Origin of the sequence: Rhizobium sp. BK529 (assembly GCF_014194105.1) — a bacterium.
Lineage (GTDB): Bacteria > Pseudomonadota > Alphaproteobacteria > Rhizobiales > Rhizobiaceae > Rhizobium.
The window spans coordinates 1,072,330-1,092,791 of the sequence record NZ_JACIAU010000001.1 but is presented as its reverse complement, the minus strand read 5'-3'; the positions used below and the strand labels follow the sequence as shown (position 1 = coordinate 1,092,791).

Annotated in this window: 25 protein-coding genes; 10 read left to right on the top strand and 15 right to left on the bottom strand. The window is 61.6% G+C overall.

Annotated features, from left to right (window positions below):
- Positions 1-206 precede the first annotated feature (206 nt).
- Complete coding sequence (locus tag FHX08_RS05470) at positions 207-1,268, top strand: class I SAM-dependent methyltransferase (RefSeq protein WP_132652025.1); 1,062 nt, start codon at positions 207-209, stop codon at positions 1,266-1,268.
- A 392-nt stretch (positions 1,269-1,660) separates the two neighbouring features.
- On the opposite strand, the gene FHX08_RS05465 is transcribed toward FHX08_RS05470, so the two are convergent.
- Positions 1,661-2,380: a DUF1236 domain-containing protein gene (locus FHX08_RS05465; protein WP_132651922.1), complete on the bottom strand. Its 720-nt coding sequence runs from the start codon at positions 2,378-2,380 to the stop codon at positions 1,661-1,663.
- Positions 2,381-2,564: 184 nt separating this feature from the next.
- Here FHX08_RS05465 and FHX08_RS05460 point away from each other — a divergent pair, with 184 nt between their 5' ends.
- A complete protein-coding gene (locus tag FHX08_RS05460; protein ID WP_132651923.1) occupies positions 2,565-2,768 on the top strand; it encodes a hypothetical protein in 204 nt (67 codons plus the stop codon).
- A 152-nt stretch (positions 2,769-2,920) separates the two neighbouring features.
- On the opposite strand, the gene FHX08_RS05455 is transcribed toward FHX08_RS05460, so the two are convergent.
- The 4 genes from FHX08_RS05455 to FHX08_RS05440 form a co-directional block, all read right to left on the bottom strand.
- Positions 2,921-3,127: a hypothetical protein gene (locus FHX08_RS05455; RefSeq protein ID WP_132651924.1), complete on the bottom strand. Its 207-nt coding sequence runs from the start codon at positions 3,125-3,127 to the stop codon at positions 2,921-2,923.
- A 38-nt stretch (positions 3,128-3,165) separates the two neighbouring features.
- On the bottom strand, positions 3,166-3,408 hold the full coding sequence (gene rpsU / locus FHX08_RS05450) for a 30S ribosomal protein S21 (protein ID WP_132651925.1): 243 nt from the start codon (positions 3,406-3,408) through the stop codon (positions 3,166-3,168).
- Between the two features lie 28 nt (positions 3,409-3,436).
- Positions 3,437-3,727 carry a cold-shock protein gene (locus FHX08_RS05445; RefSeq protein WP_132651926.1) on the bottom strand — a complete coding sequence of 97 codons (291 nt, stop codon included), beginning with the start codon at positions 3,725-3,727 and terminating at the stop codon, positions 3,437-3,439.
- Between the two features lie 133 nt (positions 3,728-3,860).
- Complete coding sequence (locus FHX08_RS05440) at positions 3,861-4,070, bottom strand: cold-shock protein (protein WP_132651927.1); 210 nt, start codon at positions 4,068-4,070, stop codon at positions 3,861-3,863.
- Between the two features lie 414 nt (positions 4,071-4,484).
- On the opposite strand from FHX08_RS05440, the gene FHX08_RS05435 reads away from it, so the two are divergent.
- A complete protein-coding gene (locus FHX08_RS05435) occupies positions 4,485-4,997 on the top strand; it encodes a GNAT family N-acetyltransferase (RefSeq protein WP_132651928.1) in 513 nt (170 codons plus the stop codon).
- A gap of 21 nt (positions 4,998-5,018) precedes the next feature.
- Here FHX08_RS05435 and FHX08_RS05430 read toward each other — a convergent pair whose 3' ends face one another.
- Positions 5,019-5,432 (bottom strand): hypothetical protein, encoded by a 414-nt coding sequence (locus FHX08_RS05430; protein WP_245508221.1) that lies wholly within the window; start codon positions 5,430-5,432, stop codon positions 5,019-5,021.
- Positions 5,433-5,893: 461 nt separating this feature from the next.
- On the opposite strand from FHX08_RS05430, the gene FHX08_RS31355 reads away from it, so the two are divergent.
- From FHX08_RS31355 to FHX08_RS05415, 3 genes are all read left to right on the top strand, one after another.
- Complete coding sequence (locus FHX08_RS31355; protein WP_245508222.1) at positions 5,894-6,148, top strand: hypothetical protein; 255 nt, start codon at positions 5,894-5,896, stop codon at positions 6,146-6,148.
- A 207-nt stretch (positions 6,149-6,355) separates the two neighbouring features.
- Positions 6,356-6,730, top strand: coding sequence for a hypothetical protein (locus FHX08_RS05420; RefSeq protein ID WP_132651929.1), 375 nt, complete (start codon positions 6,356-6,358; stop codon positions 6,728-6,730).
- Positions 6,731-7,044: 314 nt separating this feature from the next.
- Positions 7,045-7,839, top strand: a complete 795-nt coding sequence (locus FHX08_RS05415) for a phosphodiester glycosidase family protein (RefSeq protein WP_132651930.1) — start codon at positions 7,045-7,047, stop codon at positions 7,837-7,839.
- Between the two features lie 91 nt (positions 7,840-7,930).
- Here FHX08_RS05415 and FHX08_RS05410 read toward each other — a convergent pair whose 3' ends face one another.
- From FHX08_RS05410 to FHX08_RS05400, 3 genes are all read right to left on the bottom strand, one after another.
- Positions 7,931-8,191: a YMGG-like glycine zipper-containing protein gene (locus tag FHX08_RS05410; protein ID WP_184326951.1), complete on the bottom strand. Its 261-nt coding sequence runs from the start codon at positions 8,189-8,191 to the stop codon at positions 7,931-7,933.
- Positions 8,192-8,654: 463 nt separating this feature from the next.
- A complete protein-coding gene (locus tag FHX08_RS05405) occupies positions 8,655-9,203 on the bottom strand; it encodes an isochorismatase family protein (RefSeq protein WP_132651932.1) in 549 nt (182 codons plus the stop codon).
- A 138-nt stretch (positions 9,204-9,341) separates the two neighbouring features.
- Positions 9,342-10,250: a DUF1003 domain-containing protein gene (locus FHX08_RS05400; protein WP_132651933.1), complete on the bottom strand. Its 909-nt coding sequence runs from the start codon at positions 10,248-10,250 to the stop codon at positions 9,342-9,344.
- A gap of 337 nt (positions 10,251-10,587) precedes the next feature.
- On the opposite strand from FHX08_RS05400, the gene FHX08_RS05395 reads away from it, so the two are divergent.
- Complete coding sequence (locus FHX08_RS05395) at positions 10,588-10,974, top strand: oxidoreductase (protein WP_184326950.1); 387 nt, start codon at positions 10,588-10,590, stop codon at positions 10,972-10,974.
- 200 nt (positions 10,975-11,174) lie between these two features.
- Positions 11,175-11,681 (top strand): BA14K family protein, encoded by a 507-nt coding sequence (locus FHX08_RS05390; protein WP_184326949.1) that lies wholly within the window; start codon positions 11,175-11,177, stop codon positions 11,679-11,681.
- A 61-nt stretch (positions 11,682-11,742) separates the two neighbouring features.
- On the opposite strand, the gene FHX08_RS05385 is transcribed toward FHX08_RS05390, so the two are convergent.
- Positions 11,743-11,934 (bottom strand): DUF6494 family protein, encoded by a 192-nt coding sequence (locus FHX08_RS05385; RefSeq protein ID WP_132651936.1) that lies wholly within the window; start codon positions 11,932-11,934, stop codon positions 11,743-11,745.
- 247 nt (positions 11,935-12,181) lie between these two features.
- On the bottom strand, positions 12,182-13,144 hold the full coding sequence (locus FHX08_RS05380) for a LysR family transcriptional regulator (protein WP_246698286.1): 963 nt from the start codon (positions 13,142-13,144) through the stop codon (positions 12,182-12,184).
- Between the two features lie 56 nt (positions 13,145-13,200).
- On the opposite strand from FHX08_RS05380, the gene FHX08_RS05375 reads away from it, so the two are divergent.
- The gene (locus tag FHX08_RS05375) at positions 13,201-14,061 is read left to right on the top strand and encodes an NAD(P)H-binding protein (protein ID WP_184326948.1); all 861 of its coding nucleotides are present in this window, start codon (positions 13,201-13,203) and stop codon (positions 14,059-14,061) included.
- Positions 14,062-14,364: 303 nt separating this feature from the next.
- Positions 14,365-14,991, top strand: coding sequence for a bifunctional 2-polyprenyl-6-hydroxyphenol methylase/3-demethylubiquinol 3-O-methyltransferase UbiG (locus FHX08_RS05370; RefSeq protein WP_184326947.1), 627 nt, complete (start codon positions 14,365-14,367; stop codon positions 14,989-14,991).
- A gap of 118 nt (positions 14,992-15,109) precedes the next feature.
- On the opposite strand, the gene FHX08_RS05365 is transcribed toward FHX08_RS05370, so the two are convergent.
- The 4 genes from FHX08_RS05365 to FHX08_RS05350 form a co-directional block, all read right to left on the bottom strand.
- Positions 15,110-16,573: an HlyD family type I secretion periplasmic adaptor subunit gene (locus FHX08_RS05365; RefSeq protein WP_184326946.1), complete on the bottom strand. Its 1,464-nt coding sequence runs from the start codon at positions 16,571-16,573 to the stop codon at positions 15,110-15,112.
- Positions 16,570-18,714: a peptidase domain-containing ABC transporter gene (locus FHX08_RS05360; protein ID WP_184326945.1), complete on the bottom strand. Its 2,145-nt coding sequence runs from the start codon at positions 18,712-18,714 to the stop codon at positions 16,570-16,572. The genes FHX08_RS05365 and FHX08_RS05360 overlap by 4 nt, the downstream gene beginning before the upstream one ends.
- 120 nt (positions 18,715-18,834) lie before the next feature.
- Positions 18,835-19,143 carry a hypothetical protein gene (locus FHX08_RS05355; protein WP_184326944.1) on the bottom strand — a complete coding sequence of 103 codons (309 nt, stop codon included), beginning with the start codon at positions 19,141-19,143 and terminating at the stop codon, positions 18,835-18,837.
- A gap of 73 nt (positions 19,144-19,216) precedes the next feature.
- Positions 19,217-20,449, bottom strand: coding sequence for a GTP-binding protein (locus FHX08_RS05350; RefSeq protein WP_184326943.1), 1,233 nt, complete (start codon positions 20,447-20,449; stop codon positions 19,217-19,219).
- Positions 20,450-20,462 lie beyond the last annotated feature (13 nt).

Here is a 20,462-nt window from a genome sequence, read left to right as displayed (position 1 = left end):
TCACCGACCGTTTCCCGTCATGTCGTTAAGGGCTTTCGAAAGCCGGAGGTCGCGTCTTTCCAATCACCCGCGTCCCCGCCCTCACCCGAATGCATGATTGACTGTCCCCCGCCCCGGCCTAAAATCCGCGCAGGTCGATCCATCGGGCTGGGGCGCGCGCATCTATGGAGGGTGCCATGCAGAATTCCGATAGGCAGAAACCTGAAATGCAGCAGCCTGACATGCAGAAAGTCGATGCACTCGTCGGCCGTCTGGTGGGCGATCTCGGCGCCAGCGTATCCGGCGTGCTCGTCGTGCTCGGCGATCATCTCGGCCTGTTCAGGGCGATGATGGACGGCCGGCCGCGCTCCTCGATGGAGCTTGCGGAAACGACGGGGCTCACCGAGCGCAATGTGCGCGAATGGCTGGCGGCGATGGCGGCTGCCGATTACATCACCTATCACGAGGCCTCGAACAAATTCGCCATGACGCCTGAACAGGCGCTGGTCTTTGCCAATGAAGACAGCCCCGCCTTCTTCGGCGGCGCCTTCGAAATCGTCCAGTCGATGTGGATGGACGAGCCGAAGGTGGAAGACGCCTTCCGCACCGGCAAGGGCCTCGGCTGGCATGAGCACAGCACCTGCCTCTTCCGCGGCACGGAGCGCTTCTTCCGGCCCGGCTACAACAGCCATCTCGTCGAGGAATGGATCCCCTCGCTGCAGGGTGTCAAGGAAAAGCTGGAACGCGGCGCTGAAGTCGCCGATATCGGCTGCGGCCACGGCGCCTCGACCATCCTCATGGCGAAGGCCTTCCCGAACTCGCATTTCCACGGCTTCGATTATCATGGCCCCTCGATCGAGCGCGCCAGGCTGGCCGCCAAGGAGGCAGGCGTCGAAGACCGGGTGAGCTTCGAAAAGGCCTCGGCCAAGGAATTCCCGGCCGGCAATTACGATCTCGTCGCCATGTTCGACTGCCTGCACGACATGGGCGACCCTGTCGGCGCCGGCCAGCATATCCGCGAGACCATGGCCGAGGACGGCACCTGGATGATCGTCGAGCCCTTCGCCCATGACGGGCTGAAGGATAATCTCAATCCCGTCGGCCGCGTCTATTACGGCGCCTCGGCGATGATCTGCACCCCGGCATCGATGGCCCAGGAAGTCGGCCTCGGGCTCGGCGCGCAGGCGGGCGAGATGAAACTGCGCAAGGTGGCGATGGATGCCGGCTATCACCACTTCCGCCGCGCGAGCGAGACGCCGTTCAACATGATCTTCGAGGTTCGGAACTGAGTTGGGAGTTTGGATCGAAGATAGTAGGGCGCGGTCATCTTGACTCCCTCACTCCTGTGCTTGTCAGAGGAATCTAGCCTGCCCAACTCCTCGGGCAGGAAAGATTCTTCGTTTCCGTGAGTCATCCTTCGCGCCGCCGGCTCGCATAGATACGAAGCCCGAAAAGTAGTGTGGACCGTCGTGAAGACCCCTCCCCAACCCCTCCCCACAAGGGGGAGGGACTAACCCGGAGCACCACTTCGCTCCTTCGGAAATGTCGAATACGGCGAAACGGGTGCAGCAGGTTAGGTCCCTCCCCCTTGTGGGGAGGGGTTTGGGGAGGGGTTTTGGGGAGGGGTTTGGGGAGGGGTTGGGGAGGGGTCTTCCTTTTGTCATTTTCATCTGCGGTCGACCTAAGCCGCGATGATATAGACGATCTGCAGACTGCTCGGATCGACGATGACGATCCGGCCGTCCGCCAGCACGAAGTAGCGATAGCCCTTGTACTCCGGCACGATCTTGACGATGCGCGCCGGCAGGGTCGCAAGGTGGACCTTCTTCGGCACCGCTGTTCCGACGGCGATGTCGAAATCCGTCTCCTTGACGGGGGCGACGTGAACGTCCTTCAGGCTCTGGCGAATTTCGGTCTGCTGTTCCGTCGTGATGTTGACATTCGCCGTGGTGTTCGACGTCTGGTTCTTGGTCGTGGTGCTGCCCGTCGTTTCACCGCTGGGCTGCGTGGTCGACTTCTGCTGCGTCATCGAGCTGCCGGAATTCTGTTGCGATCCGGGTTTTTTTATCGTGGTTTCACCCGATGCCTGGCCTGTGATGGTTCCGCCGGCCGAGGGATTGGTTTTCGGGGGCTGCTGCGCGTTCTGCTGCATCTCCGTGCCCTTGCCCGAATTCTGCTGTACCTGTTTGCCCTTCTCGGGTGTCGGGCAGCCGCCCGATGCATCGGGTGTCGGGCAAGCCGTCGTGCCCGACTGCGGCTGACCGGATTGCGACTGCCCGGGATCGGATTGCGGCTGGCCGCCGCCCTGCATGTTCTGCTGGGCCGAGGTCGGGAATGCGGCAAGCGGCGACACGCTGATCGACAGGGCCGCCAGCATCATGGTCAGATGAGTGGTTTTCATGCTGAATCTCCTCGGAGTACGGGCGCGCCATACCATCCGCGTCGTCACCAAACCGAAAAGCAGAGCAACTGTTCCCGACGCCGGGAACTAATTCGAAAGAACTTAAGTCTTCTTCCAATATTAAACTGCAACGAGGGAACAATGATCAGTCATGCCGGTTATAATCGCAGCAAAGGATAAGGCCATGACAAAGGTCCTACATTCACGCCCGATCATTATCTCGTCAGATCGTCTTGACGACTGCAAGGAATACCTCGGAGACGAATTTCATCTGATGATCGATCATGCCCTCAGCGTCGGTTGGTCCCTTGATGAGGTTGTCGTCGCCCTCAGCGGCCTTGCAGAGGAGGAAATCTCGGTGCCGGAGCGTGCGGTCACCCTGCATTGAAATCAACAGACAGAAAAAAGGCCGGGGCTATGAAACCCGGCCTTTCTGCGATTGCAATGGTGTGAGAGGCCCCGACCCATCCTCCGGCCTCGTCAGTCCGAAGACGAGCAAGATACGCGCCGCGGCAAGGCCGCAGTGCCTCACCCGGCTAGCTAGCGCTTCTTCGCTGCCTTGACCTTTTTCACCGGTGCCTCGGGAACCGGCTGGGCGAGCCTTAGGGCGCGCAGCTTTTCCGTCTTCTTCTGCCGGGCGGCAACTTCGCTGGCGAGGATGTCCCTGGCAACCGAGGTCGTCTGATCGGCCTTCGCCTGCGGCGAAAGCTTCTCGGGCTTGAAGAATGTGTTTTTCGTCTCGGTCATGTCGCCTCCTTTTCAACGGATCCCTGACCGGGAAAGCCTCAGCGGCCGCGCGCAATCACCTTCTTCTTCGGCGCCGGCAGCAGGCCTTCGCGCTGCGCCTGTTTGCGGGCGAGCTTACGGGCGCGACGGATGGCTTCGCCCTTTTCGCGGGCGCGCTTTTCCGACGGCTTCTCATAGGCGCTGCGTTCCTTCATTTCCCGGAACACGCCTTCGCGCTGCAGCTTCTTCTTGAGCACGCGCAGCGCCTGCTCGACGTTGTTGTCTCGGACGAGTACCTGCAAGTTTTCTCCTTAATCAGCGCTGTTGCTGTTACTTCCTGGTGCGGATCGAATTCGAATTGATCCAGCTCGATGTCGAACTCTCGGGTGCCGCCCGCGCCTGGGATGGCGGGGACGACGAAGGCGATGCAAGCCCGTCTATATCATCCTGGCGGATGCTGCGCTCGAAATTCTCGCTCTGGAACCGGACGCGATAATGGACGAAGCCCTGCGCAGCCGGCAGAATGGATAGGACCTTGCCGGAGCCGGAGGGCTGGGCGCTGCCCAGTACGCCATGCTTCAGCACGACTGTATCACCCGGCCCGTAACGACGATATGTCATGTCGTCCTATTCCTCGTGAAATGAAAAATAAAAGGCCGGGACTGCTCCCGACCTTTCCCGGCCAGCACCTGGCCCTCGTCATCGGCCTCTGCGCGCCAGTACATCCGTGGTCGCGCGAAACCGTGACTTATCCTCAGACAGCCCGCAGGTTGTCGGCCGAGCTCTTGCCCGAGCGGCGATCCTGCACGATGTCGTAGGTGATCTTCTGGCCATCGGCCAGCGAGCGCATGCCTGCGCGTTCGACTGCGGAAACATGGACGAAAACGTCCGTGCCACCATTGTCAGGCTGGATGAAACCAAAACCCTTGGTAGCATTGAACCACTTGACTGTACCTGTATTCATAACGATCTCCTTTCAAAGCAACCGTTTAAATTCCCGCGATACCCTGCGAGCTTGGGGTCGATTATTTGGAAGGAAATCTGACGAGAGCAAAACGCTCTTGAATGACGTCACAAGCAATGGTCGATCAGCACAATATAAGGTCAATTTTAGATTTGGCAACAGACGTAAGCGGAAAAACTTCGAATCGGCTGTAGGTTTTTTCTATAAATGACTGATTTTTCGGGTTGAATTATTCGCGCAAGACGAGCGGCGGCGGCCGGTGTGTCCCATTATATCCCCGCGCAGCACAACCATAAAGACCGATCACCCCTGCCGGCAGCTCGCCGCTCGCACAGCATATGGCCTTACACCCGGCGGCGATGTAGAAAGCATCTGCGCCCTCGGGCGCCACGATCGCAAGCCACTGGAACCACCATGCCGACGAAGCCGGTTGAACACGCAGTCAAGATCCGCCCTGCCATATCAGGCGACATGGAAATCCTCGGCAGCTTCGGCGCCATGCTCGTGGCGCTCCATCACAAACTGGACAGCAAGCGCTTCATCGAGGCGGCAAAAAGCACGCCCGCGCGTTATGCGCATTTCCTTGAAAGCCAGCTCGCCCGGCCCGAGGTCATCGTCATGGTCGCCGAAGAGAACGGCGCCCTGCTCGGCTATGCCTATGCGGAGCTGGAAGGCTTCGACTACATGGCCCTGCGCGGACCGGCCGGCGTCATCCACGATCTCTTCGTCGATCCGGGCCGCCGGCGCGAAGGCGTGGGCAGAATGCTGCTCGAAGCGGCGATGGCCAGGCTGCAATCCCTCGGCGCCGACCGCTTCGTGCTCTCGACCGCCCACCGCAACGAGACCGCCCGCAGCCTCTTTGCCGCCATAGGCTTCCGCCCGACGATGATCGAGATGACCCGCGAAGCGGATGAGGCGGCCGGCTAAACGCCCGCCCGCCCTAACCGCCTAGTTCAGCACCAGTACATTGAACGTGGTGTCCTTGATCAACCCGTCGCCGTGAGGAGCCCGCAGGACAAACTTGTCTTTGCCGGTATATCCGCCCTTGGCGGTGTAATAGAGAACGAGACCCGGTACCTCGACATTCCGGCAGTGGGCATACGATCCGCTCGCATCTGGAAATATACGCTCACGCGCAATCTCGACACGACCGTGCTTCGGAGCCTCGACGATGCGGGTGACCGGCACATCTGCCAGCTTGCAGTTATTTTTGATGTGCCAGTGCTGACCGAGCTTCGACCGCACCCCCGTCATGACCGTTCTGGATACGGATTGCCGTTGATAGCTGTCGGCCGCCTCCGCCGGACCGGACGCGCTTGCGGCCAAAGAAACGAGAGCCAGAGTTGCAATGAACTTCTTCACGATATCTTCTCCTGCGTGTGGCCACTGGCGTAGCCGAACCCTAGGGAAAGTCAATTCTGAATTGTGAAATTGCGACTTGCCGTAATGTCGCAGATTCAGCCGGAGCGAAAGAAGACAGCTGTTACAGCAAAGTAACGGCCAGTAAGACAGCCCCTTCAGAAAGATCAGCCGGGCGGCCTCTTCCGCCATCGACCCGCCATTTTCTGCAATCATGCCTAGAAGCGGCCGGATTGGTGCATTCTTTCAAATGGGTTTTCGATGAAGTCATGTCATGTTGCAGCCGCAGTCTTTGCATCGCTTTTCCTGGAGCTGACAGCCTCGGAGGCTCTCGCTTGCAGTTGCGCTAAAATGTCTGAAGAGCAACAATACTCCGACGCCGATCTCGTGGTGAGAGGCCGCATGAAGCTGGTGACTTACGGCGTCGAGCTGCCGGCTCCCAAGGGCGAGCGCCGCCACCAAGGATGACACGCGGCGATTTCGAGATCGAGAAGGTGGTGAAGGGGAAGTTCAAGGACAAGACCCTATCCATCTACACGGGCACCGGCATGGGCGATTGCGGCCGGCTCGACGCGTTCCTGGGTGCTGCCATCTATTACCATGACGACAAATTCGCCGTCTGGGAATTTGGCCTATCGAAAACCGACTATGACGGGCAGACCTATTATTCCACCAGCATCTGCGAATACATGAAACCGCCCACACCGAAGCAGAAGTGAACCTCCGGCGCCCTCTACCGGTATCACGCTACCGGTCTGCGGCATCCGGACGCTCGCCTATATGCGCCATTGCGAATAAAATTGTGCAGTGGTGCTTTCGCGCCTTGCTCTTGCCTCCGGTTGGCGATTTTAGGGAACCTCCGGCTGCATGGAGAATTCATAGGATGACGCACCCCTCGCCCCTTCCTCATATGGCAGGAGTGGACCATGGCAAAGGTAATTGAGTTCAAGGCCATCCGGGCGCTCGCCATTGCGCTGAGCGCCGCCCTGCTCTTCGGCGGCGCCGCCAAATGGCCCGCCCTGCCAAGCTCGGGCTACCTCACCGGCCGGGGTGCCGCACCCGAAGATGTCGATAACGGCACCGCGGTCTTTGCCACCGGCCAGGATGGCGAAGCCTACGGAAAACCCCTCGGTATCGAAATCCCGCAATACGGCTATTTCCGCCAGGAAAACAAATATGTGATCATCCTGCAGGCCGAGAAATATGATGGCAAGAGCATCATCGGCGCCGAGACGTTCGACGGCGAGAAAGTGGTGGGCCTGCTCGACGAGTTCGACCTGCTGGGCGTTCAGGCAAAGTAGTTCTCGTGCGCGTGATCAGCAAAGATCGCACACGACGCGGTCGGTCGCGTCTCGCAACCCCCCTCCCCAACCCCTCCCCACAGGTGGGAGGGGCTAACCCGACGCGCTGCCCCCGCTCCTTCCGAAGCGTCGAAATGACTGTGAGCGGGTGCGGCAGGTTAAGCCCCTCCCCCTTGTGGGGGTCCGAAGGACGGATCGAGACCCGTGGCTCGATCCCGGTCACGGTTGGGGAGGGGTTTGCGGCGATATCTTAAGCCGAAGAGCGTTGTGCATGCAGCCCCCTTGCCTGTAACGTCACGCCGTCAGGAGAATCCATGCCTCGCAACCTATTCGCCCTCATCCTGCTGCTCGCCGGCACCTTCGCCGCCGAAGCGCAGGCCGCGGATGCCGGCAGCGCGCCCGCCCCTTCCCAGCCCTGTACCCGCCAAACCTTCGAAGGCGCCGCCTATATCGTCTGCAGCGTCGATCCCGCAAAGGCGGATCTGCGCCTGTTCTGGAAGGATGCCGCGGGAAAACCCTACCGTGGCTTCTCAAATCTCGCCGCTGCAGTCACCGGGCAAGGACATCGGCTCATCTTCGCCATGAATGCCGGCATGTACCGCGAGGATTTCACGCCGATGGGGCTTTACGTCGAAGATGGCGAGGCGCTGATACCGGTCAACAGGGAGGCGCCGCCGAAGGTTTCCGGTCCCGTGCCGAACTTCTTCAAGCAACCGAACGGCATATTCTATCTCGACGAGACCGGCGCCCGCATTATCCCGACTGCGGATTTCCTGAAGCAGAAGCCGAATACGCGCCTTGCCACGCAATCAGGCCCGATGCTGGTCGTAGAAGGCAAGATCAACCCGATCTTCATACTCGGCTCGACCGACCGCACGCGCCGCAACGGCGTCGGCCTGTCAAGCGATGGCACGCTCCGCTTCGTCATCAGCGAGGACAGCGTAAACTTCCACGATTTCGCAAGGCTCTTCCGTGACGAGCTGAGATGCGAAAACGCCCTCTTCCTCGACGGGGGAAACGGCACCGGGCTCTACAATCCGGCCCTCGGCCGCAACGACACATCCTGGCACGGCGGCTACGGGCCGATCCTGGGGCTGGTGGAGGACTAGGCGGCTCCAGCGCAGGTCCAGAGTGGTTTTGTAAGGGTATCGCTCTGAAACGCGTCGTCGACGGCCGTTTTCAAAGCAGCGCATTCGCAGTTTATCGAGGGCAAGCCGCGACGAAACGTCGACCATACCGATCCCGATAATAACACTGTCCGGGTTGCCCCGCGACATTGCCAATCACAGCGCCTGCAGCACCGCCGATTGCCGCCCCGACAGCGGCGCCACGCACGTTATTTGTCACCGCGCCGCCAACCACGGCGCCTGTGGCAGCACCGATTCCGGCGCCTTGCTGTGTTGGAGTGCAGCCTGCAATGATTGCCCCGCTAAGAAGCAAAAAAGTTGAAACATAACGCATCGCTTTTTCCTTCCAGGTTTACGCCGTTGATAGGGGTGAAAGCGCAAAGTATCGCATCTGCTGCATCAGCTTTATCGAAACCAAGCACTATGAGTTCAGACATAATTCCTGCTTGATCGACCGCATATCGAAATAGAGCCGGTCTCGACCACGTCCAGAGGGGCAGACTACCTTTCGTTGCATTTTGCGGCACTCTACTATCGAAATCCCCGGCATCGGGTCGATTTTGGCCATTCAATGGAGCAACTTACTGATGTTCAGAGCGATAGACTCTTGGATGGCAGGGATGAGCCCTTGTCGACGTCGACTAACGGCGTGACAATCAATTAGCCGTCGTATGGCAAAGTCGGCCCTTTCCAGAGCAATCCACCAGAAGCGTGCACCGGCTTTGCGTTCACAAACGCGTAAAAACAATGAGATCTAGCATTTTCGTGATCTGAAATGCGCCAAGCCTTACCCAACGTCAGGCAGGCTGCATCGCCACCAGTTGCCGCGTCTCGACGATCTCGGCGAAATCGGATTTGAGATGCGCCATCGTCACGTCGAAGATCGTCCGGGCCGAAAGATCGGCATCCGGCAGGTCGAAACCGAGCACGGCGTCCCTGACGACGCTCATCCTGAAGCCGAGATCGGAGCCCGCCCGCACCGTCGTATTGACGCAGAAGCCGGCGACCGCGCCGACCACCACCAGGTCCGTGATGCCGACCTCGCGCAGATAGCCTTCGAGCTCCGTGGAGGCAAAGGCCGACGAGGTGGATTTGATGAAGACAGGCTCGTTATCCCGCGCTTCGGCGCAAGGCATCGGCCGGCATCCCGGCGCATCCTTGTGGAGCGCCGATGCCGGATCGGCGTCGACATGCCTGATATGGATGACCGGCTTGCGGGCGGCGCGGAAGGCGGCAATGAGCGCGGCGATATTCTCCCCCGCCTCGCCGTTCACACGCTCGCGGCCGGCATCGAGCCGTTCCTGCATGACCATCTGCATGTCGATGATGAGGAGTGCAGTCGTCATGGTCGATGCCCTTCAGGTTCGGTGGCTGACGCTCTCGTAATGTAATTTCAGCTTTACCATTTGCAGCGCAGCAAGTCCCTCCCGAAATATCGCCAGGGGCTGAGGTAATGCGGTTGTGATCGACGCAGCCGCCATCCACTATCCTTCCGTCTCCTCCGCCGCAGGCTTGCCGCTGAAGAGGTTCTTCAGCGCATTGGTCTTGGATTTCTGCGCCTTGCTGAGCTTCAGCGCCCGATTGGCGGCCTTGGCCTGTTCCAGCATCATTTCGATCTGGATCTGCTGGATCTCGGTCAGCCTTTCCCACTGCCGGTTCAGGAGGTGATCGACCTTTTCATGCAGGTGGCGGATTTCCAGTTCCGCCTTGAGGTTGACCTTGTAGTCGTTGAGCGCCCTGAGCCGGTCTTTCGCTTCCTGGCGGCGCTGGCTCATCATGATGATCGGCGCCTGCAGGGCGGCGATGGTGGACAGGATGAGGTTCAGCAGGATGAAGGGATAGACGTCGAAGGCGTTCTTCTCGCCGAGAACAAGGTTGATCCCCATCCAGACGGCGAGGAACAGGCAGAAGGAGATGATGAAGGTCCAGCTTCCGCCGAAGGCCGCGACGATATCGGCGATACGATCGCCGAGCGAGCGGTGTTCCTCGTAATCCTCTTCGATGTTTTCGGCAAGCGTGTCGTGGCTTTTCAGGCTCTCGACGACCTCATCCTCGAGGTTGGAGAGCTCGCCGCGTTCGTCGCGCAGCAATTCGGCGATGTACTGGCCGCGATAGTCGTCGATCGTCTTGCGGCTGATATAGTCGTCCGAGCGGATGCCGGGATGTTTCTGCCGCACGAAATCGGCAAGCGCCGGGCGCAGATCGTCGAAATGGATGGCGTCCTTCTTCTTCAGTGTGTGGCCTGTGATCGCATCCACCAGCTTGACGGACTTTGCCTTGGCCTGCGCCAGGCTCTTGGAATAGTCGTCCATCTCGACCGTGGCGGCCTCGCCGTGGCCGGCATCGAAGTCGACGATTTCACCCGTCAAATCCAGGGGCTTCTCTTCTGCCATCTGCTGATCCTCGCTGCCGATTTTGGCCCGTTTAGCCATCAATTCGAACAGGATTGTGACATGGATTTCGCCGCAAATTGAGAGGCGTGATGGCCGCTCCGCCCGAGCAGGAAAAGGCCTGGCGGCACCGGCATCAATGGCGATGAGACGCGCGGCATGTGTCAACCGGGGACGCGCCGAAGAAGGGTCACAGGACGACGAGTCCGCGCGTTCGGCCCCCCTCATCTCTGTACGGTAGCGCACCCTTCCCGCCCGGCCCGCAAAAAAAACGGAACATCGGCAACCCCATCAGGTTGATGGCTCTATCACCAACGTCCAACAGCAAAGGCGGAAGCCAATGATCTCAAGAATTCTCGCAACCTCGGCCCTTGCCCTGGCCCTGGCGACCTCGGCCATCGCACAGAGCTTCGGCACCTCCGGCGGCACGTCCGGCAGCGGCACATCGGGCAGCAGCGGCACCTCGGGCAGCAGCGGCACCACCAATGGCAACAGCAACGGCACCGGCAGCAACATGAACGGCAGCGGCACCAATGGCAGCGCGACGGACAAGAACGCGACCGGCTCGGTCAACGGCGCGGGCAATCCCTCCAGCGGCACCAGGACTCCCGGCGCTTCCGGCGGCGACCCGAATGACTGCCAGCGCACCACCAACAGCGGCACCGGCAACCCTGCGCCGACACCTTCGGTCAACTCGATCCAGCCCGACGCCGCCAACGCCTGCTGATCCTCCCTCGGCAGCGGCCACCGGCTCGCAGCAGATGAGACTTTGCTGCGAGCCGGTGTGCATCTGAGCTGGTGGCAAAGGGCGGCGGCAATCGACATGCGCCCTCCCGGAACACGCCGTCAGCCGCGGAAATCGAGTGCCACGTCGCCTGTTCCGCGCTATAATGATCGCCTGCGATGTAGACGAAAAAGGTGAAGCCAATGAAGAGGTTGGCAATCGTTGCCTTGTCGCTCGCGACGGCGCTGACGAGCGCCCCGCCGGCCCTGGCGTTTCCCGCCATTGCCGCCCCTGATGTCGTAGCACAACAGGCCCGGCCACTGCAGGCCCAGCCCGTGCGCTACCGTGGCGGTTATTATGGCGGCTATTACGGCGGATATTATCACCATCATGGTGGCGACGGCTGGGGCTGGGCGCTCGGCGGCCTGGCCGCAGGCGCGATCGTTGGCGGACTGCTCGCGCAGCCCGGATATTACGGCTCCGGATATTATAGCCCCGGCTACTACGAAGGTCCGTATTTCGAGGGTCCGTACTACTACGGCTCGACGCTATATTACGCGCGACGCTATTACTATCGCCCGACCTATTATGGCGGCGATGATGCACATACGCGCTGGTACTATGCGCGCTACCGGTCCTACAGGGCTTATGACAACACGTTCCAGCCCTATTACGGCCCGCGACAGGAGTGCGCCTCGCCTTACTATTGATGCCCGCAGGGACCGATCATTGCGTCACGGCGGGACACGCCGCGTGATCGCTTCGCTTGCCCTAGGGAAGTTCGATTTCACCGTCCACCACGTGGTTGAGGCCGGTGCTTTCGGCCGTCAGCGTCATGCGGACCTTCAGCTTTTTGCCTCTGATGTCCCCGTCGCGCACCGTCTCCTCGATCTTGCGCTGTGAGGTCACGCCGACTTCCTTCAGGAACTTGCGGATCGACATGTTGAAGGCGTCTTCGCTCATGGTGAAACCCTCTGCATCCGGAAGGGATATTGTAAGCGAAGGCGCGCAGTCGGGAAAGCTGGATGGGGCGTGCGGTGCGAATAATCGACTCGCCGAATCTCCAACAGGTCTGGGGGTGCCGCCGTTGACAGCGCGCCCCATCCCTTGGCGTGCGCAGGTTGCCCCTCGCCTGTACGTCGCCGGCTGGATCGTCAGCGCAAGCGGAATGCAATTGCGCTGTTGACCGAAGCGGACGCGGCGTCCCCATTCAGACCGTCGTGGCCTCGCTGCGACAGACATCGATAAACGCACGTAGCGCCGAGGAAGTGAAACGGCTCGGATAATATAGCCGAGGCCCCTCCAGCTCAGCCCACCAGTCGGGCAGTACAGGAGTGAGCGTTCCGGCCCGGAAGTCGCTTTCAAGCCAGTTGCGGAAAGTGCCGATGATGCCCAGTCCTGCTCGCACGTAGTTCAATCCCGCGTTCAACGCGTTGACGCTTAGAACAAGGGAGGTCGTAAACTCTACTATGTTTGCCGTTTCGTCCCCACGCCGCAACGACCAGGGAATGAGCATCCCGTCGGGCAGTCGATATCTGATCGCACGATGGTCGGTCAGCTCCTGCGGGTCTCTAGGCAGTCCGTGCTGCTTCACATAGGAGGGCGACGCGGCAAGCGCGATCTGCTGCAGGCGAGGACCGATCGGGAGGGTAATCATGTCCTTTTGGATGGAATCGCCATAACGGATGCCTGCATCACATCCCGCCGCGATGATGTCGACAAGGCTGTTCTCCACTACGATCTCGACCTGTACCTTCGGGTGCCTTCGCTGCAATTCAACGATCAGCGGCGGGAGGATGTCCGGAACAACCGCACCTGGAACGTTAAGTCTCAAGTGGCCCTGTATGTGGTCGGCCGAATTCGCCGCCTCGAAACAAGCTGCGTCCATTTCGGTCATCAGGGGCCGAATGCGTTCCGCCAGCCTGTGACCTTGGTCCGTGGCCCGGAGACTTCGGGTCGTACGCAAGAGAAGCGGCACGCCGAGTTGCTTCTCGATCCGCGAAACCGTGGTGCTGACTTTCGAAGGTGCAATGCCCAGTCGCTTCGCCGCTGCGCGGAAGCCGCCCTCGTTCAACACGGTGAGAAAGACCTGGAGATCGTTCGGCGACACATTGTTCTTCATGCAGAACAGGCTATTCGAAATCGAGCGGATTATCAACGAAAGGAGTACCAATTAAGTTCCTCCCGTGCCCGCTATCCGGCAGGTGCGTCAACAAGGGGAAATATGCCATGTTCATCGTCACGGGCGCTTCCGGCAAACTCGGCCGCAAGATTATTGAAAACCTTTTGCTTCACGTGCCTGCCACAAGCATTGGAGCAAGCGTCCGTGACCCGTCGAAGGTGGCAGATATCAAAGCAAGGGGCGTGCGTGTGCAGCAAGGCGATTTCAGCGATGCCGAGGGCCTGCGCGACGCCTGGGCAGGGGCCAGGCGACTTCTCCTGATTTCCTCCAATGCCGCCGCAACAGGTGGCGACCCGTTGGAGCAGCACGCGACTGCCATCCGCGTAGCGCGAGAAATCGGCGTCGAGCGCATCTTCTACACCAGCCAGATATCGAGCGCTGCGAGCTCTCAATTTCCACCCGGCAGATGCCACGCAGCGACGGAAGAGATGCTAGCACGGTCAGGATTGGCCTGGACTGCCATGCGGCACGGCTTTTATGCCGAAAGTGCGCTGATGATGAACAAGCGCGGCTTCGAAGCCGGCTCTCTGGAAGGACCAGAAGATGGCCCGGTTGCATGGGTAACTCACGATGATCTCGCTGCTGCAGACGCAGCGCTGCTGGTCGGGAGGGAGGATATTGATGGCCCGACGCCGCCCCTGACGGGAAGCGAGACCCTTGACCTTGCCGGTCTTGCGGAAGTAGCCGGAGAGCTTCTGGGTAGGCCTGTATCAAGAACGATCGTGAGCGAAGAGACCGTGAAAACCAGAGCGTATGCCGCAGGCGCACATCACGGGACAGTCGCTGTAATGCTGGGATATTACCGCGCGGCCCGTGCGGGAGAATTCGCAGCCACCGATCCGGCACTTGCCAGGATACTAGGACGGGCACCCGAGACCATGAGGGAGTTCCTGAAGGCAAACCTTTAGCGAGGTTTCGTTCCCCGACCGACTGCTCGTTACCTGCGGTATAGGCGCATCAATGACGTGACGGCGCCGCTGGGACGGTGTCCGCTTCCAGGCAAGTGGGAAACGCGGCCTCAAGGCGGAGGCCGAATGGATCGCGTTGCCACCCGGCTGCATGGCAATCGGTGGTCGTGTCTCCGATCATTTCTGCTAAAGTCGGAACGCAAATTCGCCCGCAATGTTACGACTGCCGAAAGTGTGAAGGGCGCAGCCGGCTGATGGGCCTCTCGCTCATCGGGCCGCTTGTCTTGAAGGAGGAGCGCTACGATGAGCACCGACCGGGATACCGTGCACTCCTATGATGCAGTCGCGGCGCAGTACGCTGCCGAGGCTGCCGCGATGCCCGAGTGGGTCGCCACCGAGATCGATGCGTTCGTGGCCGGGCTGGGTGGCTCAGGCAGAGTGCTGGAGATCGGAAGCGGTGGCGGGCGCGATGCACTTGAGCTTGAGAAGCGGGGCATCAGCGTCCGGCGCACCGACATTTCGAAGGGTTTTATCGAATTGCTTCGCGAGAGTGGCTTCGAGGCCGACCTGCTCGACCCGCTGACCGACGACCTGGCCGACCCGCAGCGTCCCGGCATGCGGTACGACGGGATCTGGGCTTGCGCCTGTCTCATTCACGTGGCCCGCGACGATTTAGGCACGGTGCTTCGACGGCTTGCCGAGGCGACCCGCGCCGGCGGCCGGCTGCACGCCTCGGTGAGAGAGGGCGATGGCGAGGACGTGTCCACCCACGGCGGCGCTTCAGCGCCTCGCCGCTACGTCGAGACCTACTGGCGCGAGCCCGCCCTGCGATCCGCACTCACGGACGCCGGCTGGATCGTCAGCGAGATTCGCCGGTGTGTCGGAAAGCCCAATGATTGGTGGCTGAGCGTTCGGGCGAGCCGGGCGTGACGCCCGCAGATCCTGAATCCCCCCAAAAACAGGTCTGGGGGCGCCGCCGTTGACAGCGCGCCCCCATCCCTTGGCGTGTGCAGGTTGCCCCTCGCCTGCACGTCGCCGGCGGCCCCCCTCAGTTCGGCTCCCGGATCGCATCGTCCAGCCCGCGCAGGAGCGGATAGAGGAAGTACGACATCACCGTCCGCTTGCCGACCTTGATTTCCGTCGACACGGTCATGCCCGGCAGCAGCCTTACCGGCACGTCCGAAGCGTTCAGCCTCGTGTCCGCGAGCAGGATGCGAGCCTTGAAGAAGGGCGCGGCCGGCTGGCTGGGCGTGGCGGTCTGTTCCTGCTGCTGGCCGGACATGAACGTGTCTTGGCTGATGGTCCTCACCTCGCCGGAGGCGGTGCCATATTTCTGGAAGGGATAGGCATCGAGCTTGATGCGGGCTTCCTTGCCGACGGCGATGCGGCCGATGTCGCGGGTGTTGATCGACACTTCCGCTTCGAGCGGCACGTTGATCGGTACCAGCGTGACGATCGGTTCGGCTTCGCGCACGACGGAACCGATGGAGCGCTGGGCAAGATCCAGCACGACGGCGTCGGCGGGTGCCGTCAGCGACACCATGTTGCGGCGCAGCTCCATCTTCTTCAGCTCTTCATCCGCCATGTCGCGCTGTCCGCGCAGCTCCACCAGCTGTTCCATGGCGGCACGGCGGAAATCCTCGATGAAGGCCTGGCGGTCGGCGCGCAGCTTGGCATAGGCGTGCGCGGCCTCGTCGGCCTTGCCGCGCACGGCGGTCAGATCGGATTCGACGTCGAGGCGGGCGTCGCGCGAGCCGAGCATGGTGATCAGCGAGCCGCTCTGCTTGTCGTAGAGCCGCGTGCGGGCGCCCTCGATCTGCGAGAGCGTGTCGCGCCGGTCGACGAGCACGGCCTCCTGGTTCTTGGCGGCGGTTAGCGCCGCAGACTGGCCGGCGATCTGCTGGTCGAAATTCTGCAGCTGCGCCGTGTAGAAGGCGTGCCGCTGGGTAAAAAGCTGCACCTGCAGCATCTCGTCGGCCGTATTGCCGGCCAGGACAGTGTAGTCGTTGCCGGCAAGTTCTGCCTCGATGCGCTTCACCTGGGCATCGAGTGCCACGAATTTCGCGTGCTGCTGATCGACATCGGCCTGGCTGAAGGTTGCGTCGAGCGTCGCCAGCGTCTGGCCGGCATGCACCACCTCGCCGGCCTTCACGTCGATCGTGCGGATGATCGAGGTTTCCAGCGGCTGGACGACGATGGTCGGCTGGGTGGTGACGAGCTTGCCGGGCGCGATCACCACCTCGTCTATATCGGAGACGGAGGCCCAGATGATGACGGAAGCAATCAGCGCCGTCACGCAATAGAGCGTTATGCGCGCAATGCGCGGCGGGGCGCGTTCTTCCAGCTCGACGGCATCGGACTGGAATTCGGCGATGACAGGCGGCAGCGGCAGGCGGGCGACGAGCTGCCCGCTCCTGCCCTGCGCCCCCCTGTCAGAAGCGCCCTTGCCCGAGGGACCATTGTCTGGGGCTGCGGGCAGGTTTTCGCTGGATTTTCTGACGTGCGCGTTCATGCGACCTGCCTCATCTGTTGTGCCCAGAGATGGCGGTAGGTCATGCAGCGCGACACGAGCTGGTCGTGCCGGCCGATATCGGCGACCTTGCCGCGTTCGACGACGAGAATGGCATCGGCATCGACCAGCGTCGAAAGCCGGTGCGAGACGATGACGACGGTGCGCCCGGCGGCGATGCGGCTGAGGTTCTCGCGGATGATTGCCTCGCTGTCGGGATCGAGCGCGCTTGTCGCCTCGTCGAAGATCAGAAGCTTCGGATCGGTGATCAGTGCGCGGGCGATTGCCAGCCGCTGCTTCTGCCCGCCGGAAAGGTTGGCGGCATTTTCTTCGAGCATCGTGTCGAAGCCGCGCGGCAGCCGCTCGATGAATTCCTCGGCACCGGCGATGCGGGCGACCTCCATGATCTCCTCGATGCTGGCATCGGGCTTGGCGGCGGCGATATTGTCGCGCACTGTGCCGCGGAACAGGAAATTATCCTGCAGCACGACGCCGATGCTGGTTCTCAGATGCACGAGGTCGATCTCGCGGCTGTCATAGCCGTCCATGCGCACCAGCCCTTCCTGGCTCTGATAGAGCCCCTGGATGAGCCGGGTAATGGTCGTCTTGCCCGAGCCGCTCTTGCCGACAACGCCGAAGACCGAGCCTGCCGGAATGGCGAAGGAGACATTGTCGAGCGCCGGCGGCCCGTCCGGAGCATACCGGAAGGTGACCCGGTCGAACTCGATGCGGCCATGCAGATGCGGCCGCACCCCTCGCCCGCGCCCGGCCTGTTCCGGCCGCTGGTTCATGATCTCGCCGAGCATGCGCACGGAAAGCGCCACTTCCTGATATTCGTGCACCATGGTGACGATCTGCACCAGCGGCCCCGAGACACGGCCGGCAAGCATGTTGAAGGCCACCAGCGCGCCGATCGTCATCGAACCGCTGAAGACGTCGAGTGCGCCGAGCCCGATGATCGCCACGCTCATCAGCTTTTCCAGAAGCCCGGTCAGCGACTGGGCGATTGTCGAGATCTTCTCGACCCGGAAACGCACCGAGATCGACTGGGCCGAATAATCGTCCCACACCTTGCGCTGGCGCGGCTCCAGCGCCAGCGATTTGACGGTGCGCATGCCGTGCACAGTTTCGACGAGCAGAGCCTGCCGGTCGCCTTCGGCCTGATAGAGCGCCTGCAGGCGGCGCTGGAACGGCCCGACGAGCAGCATCACGACAAGCCCGACGAGAGCAGCGAAACCGAGCACCACCAGCGTCAGCTTGACGCTGTAAAGTAGCAGGATCGGCACGAAGACGAAGAGCGATACGCCATCGAGAAGCGTCAGGAACAGCCGGCCGGTCAGGAACTCGCGGATACGCCCCGTCTGCTGCATATGCTTGACGAGAACGCCCGCGGACGCCTGCTCGAAAAGCGCGATCGGCAGGTTGAGCAGATGGCCGAAGGTGCGCGTCGCCACGCGGATGTCGATCCTGTTGGTAGCGTAGAGCAGCAGATAGCGGCGCAGGAAGCTGAAGGTCGCGTCGAAGACGAGCGCTACGGCGATACCGATCGTCAGAACCGTCAGCGTCGCATAACTCTGATGCACCAGCACCTTGTCGATGACGAGCTGGAAGAACATCGGCGTCGTCAGCCCGAGCCCATAGAGCACGAAGGCTGCGAGCGCGACATCGCGGAAGAAGCTGCGCTGCCGGATGATTTCGGGAATGAACCAGCGGAAGCCGAAGGGCCGGTCCTCGTCCGACATGCGGAAGTTCCGCTTCAGCAACACCACCGATCCGAGCCAGGCCTTGCAGAACTGCTCCTCGTTGAGCAGCATGATCTCCGGGCGCTCGGCGAGCGGATCGAGGATGCGGATCCGCTCCTCCTCCCCGCTTCCCTGGGCGCCGGCAATCACCACCCAGTTGCCGTTGTCGAGCTCGGCAAGGGCCGGAAACGCCTGGCCGAGCGCCATCAGCTCGCGCCAGGTGATCTTCAGATGCGTGGCCCTGAGATTGGCATCCTTGGCCATGCGCAGCAATTGCCGCACGGCCACCGGATCGTTGCCGACGGCATAATCGTGCTGCAATCGCTCAGGCGAAAGATCGACGCCGTGATGACGCGCGACGAGTGCGAGACAGTGCAGATTGGTATGCAGAAAACCACTCATGGCCCACCCGAAACAATACGAGACCGAGGCTTGGATTCAAAAGCACCGGAGCGTCGCTCCTCGCGCGTCCGAATGGACGCACGACGCTCCCATGGGCGCCGCGCGCGCCCACAGCTGCTGTCAGTTGAAGTTCGGCGAAGCGTTCGAAGCGCCGGCCTGCGTCGCCTGAATATCGGAAGCGGCAGCGGCCGACATATCGCCGATGCGGCGAACCGCACCCGCCTCGACCAGCCCGCCGAGCGCCTTCTGCATGAGATCGACCGCATTGGCGAAGGCATCCACCGGCATGATGATGCGCTGGCGGAAAACCGGCTTCGGATTGTTGCTGGCGTCGCGCTCGGTCGCCGAAAGCGACATCAGGTCGATGCGCACGATCGTTCCCGTGATGGTGATTTCACCGATGCCATCTGCATAAAGTTCGCTGCTCATTGTTCTCTCCTCTGGTTGATAAGCAAAACACGTTCACCCTTGAGCCGACGCGTCGGGCTATCCGAAAATCGCTTCACGCCTTTCGGACCGATACGTGCATATCGTGCCGCCACGCCGGAAACGGGTCGCGAAGGCCGACGGCGGTCTGCGGATCGAAGCCTGTTTCCTCCCCGGTCAGGCAATCGTCGAGCGCGGCGCTGATCGCCTGCCTGTCGAAGCCGGAGCCGATGAAGACCAGCTCCTGGCGGCGGTCGCCCCAGACATCGTCCCAATGCCGGTCGATGAGCTGGCGGAACTGCGGAAAGCGCGGCCATTGCACCTTCGGCACCGAGGCCCACCAATATCCCCTGGTCTCGATGCGGCATTGGGTGCCGGCGATCGACAGCAGGCCGATCTCGTCCGGCCTCGTCGCCAGCCAGAAATGGCCCTTGGCGCGGATGAGGCCCGCCCATTTCCGGTCGAGGAATTCCTTCAGCCTCGAGGGCTCGAAGGGCCGGCGGCTGCGATAGACGAAGCTTGATATGCCGTATTCCTCGGTCTCCGGCACATGGTCGCCCCAACCGTAAAGCTCCTTGTGCCAGAACGGATGGCGGGCTGCCTTCGCCTCGCTGAAGAGGCCGGTATCCATGATCGCATCCAGCGGCACCTGGCCGAAGACCGCCTCGATGACGCGGGCATCCGGATTGAGCGCCGCAACGACCCGGCGAACCTCGGCAAGCTCGGCGCAGGACACATCGCCTGCCTTGTTGACGATGACGACATCGGCAAATTCGATCTGCTCGACCAGCAGTTCCACGAGCTTGCGCTCGTCGTCCCCGTCCCGTCGTTCACCGCGATCGGCAAGAAACTCGGCGCTCTGGTAATCGGCGAGAAGATTGACCGCGTCGACGACGCAGACCATCGTGTCGAGCCGCGCGACATCGCAAAGGGCCGCCCCGCTCTCGTCACGGAAGGAGAATGTGGCTGCGATGGGCAGCGGCTCGGCGATGCCGGTGCCCTCGATCAGGAGATAGTCGAAACGGCCGGCGGCAGAGAGCCGCCGGACTTCGCTCAGGAGATCGTCGCGCAGCGTGCAACAGATGCATCCATTGGTGAGTTCTACCAGCGTCTCGTCCGTGCGCGAGAGGTCTGCACCCCCCTCGCGCACGAGATCCGCATCGATGTTGACCTCGCTCATATCGTTGACGATGACTGCAACCCGACGACCCTCTCGATTACTCAGTACATGATTGAGCACAGTCGTCTTGCCGGCGCCGAGGAACCCGGCGAGAACCGTTACCGGCAATCTGTTGTCTGCACGCGCCATCGATACTCTCACT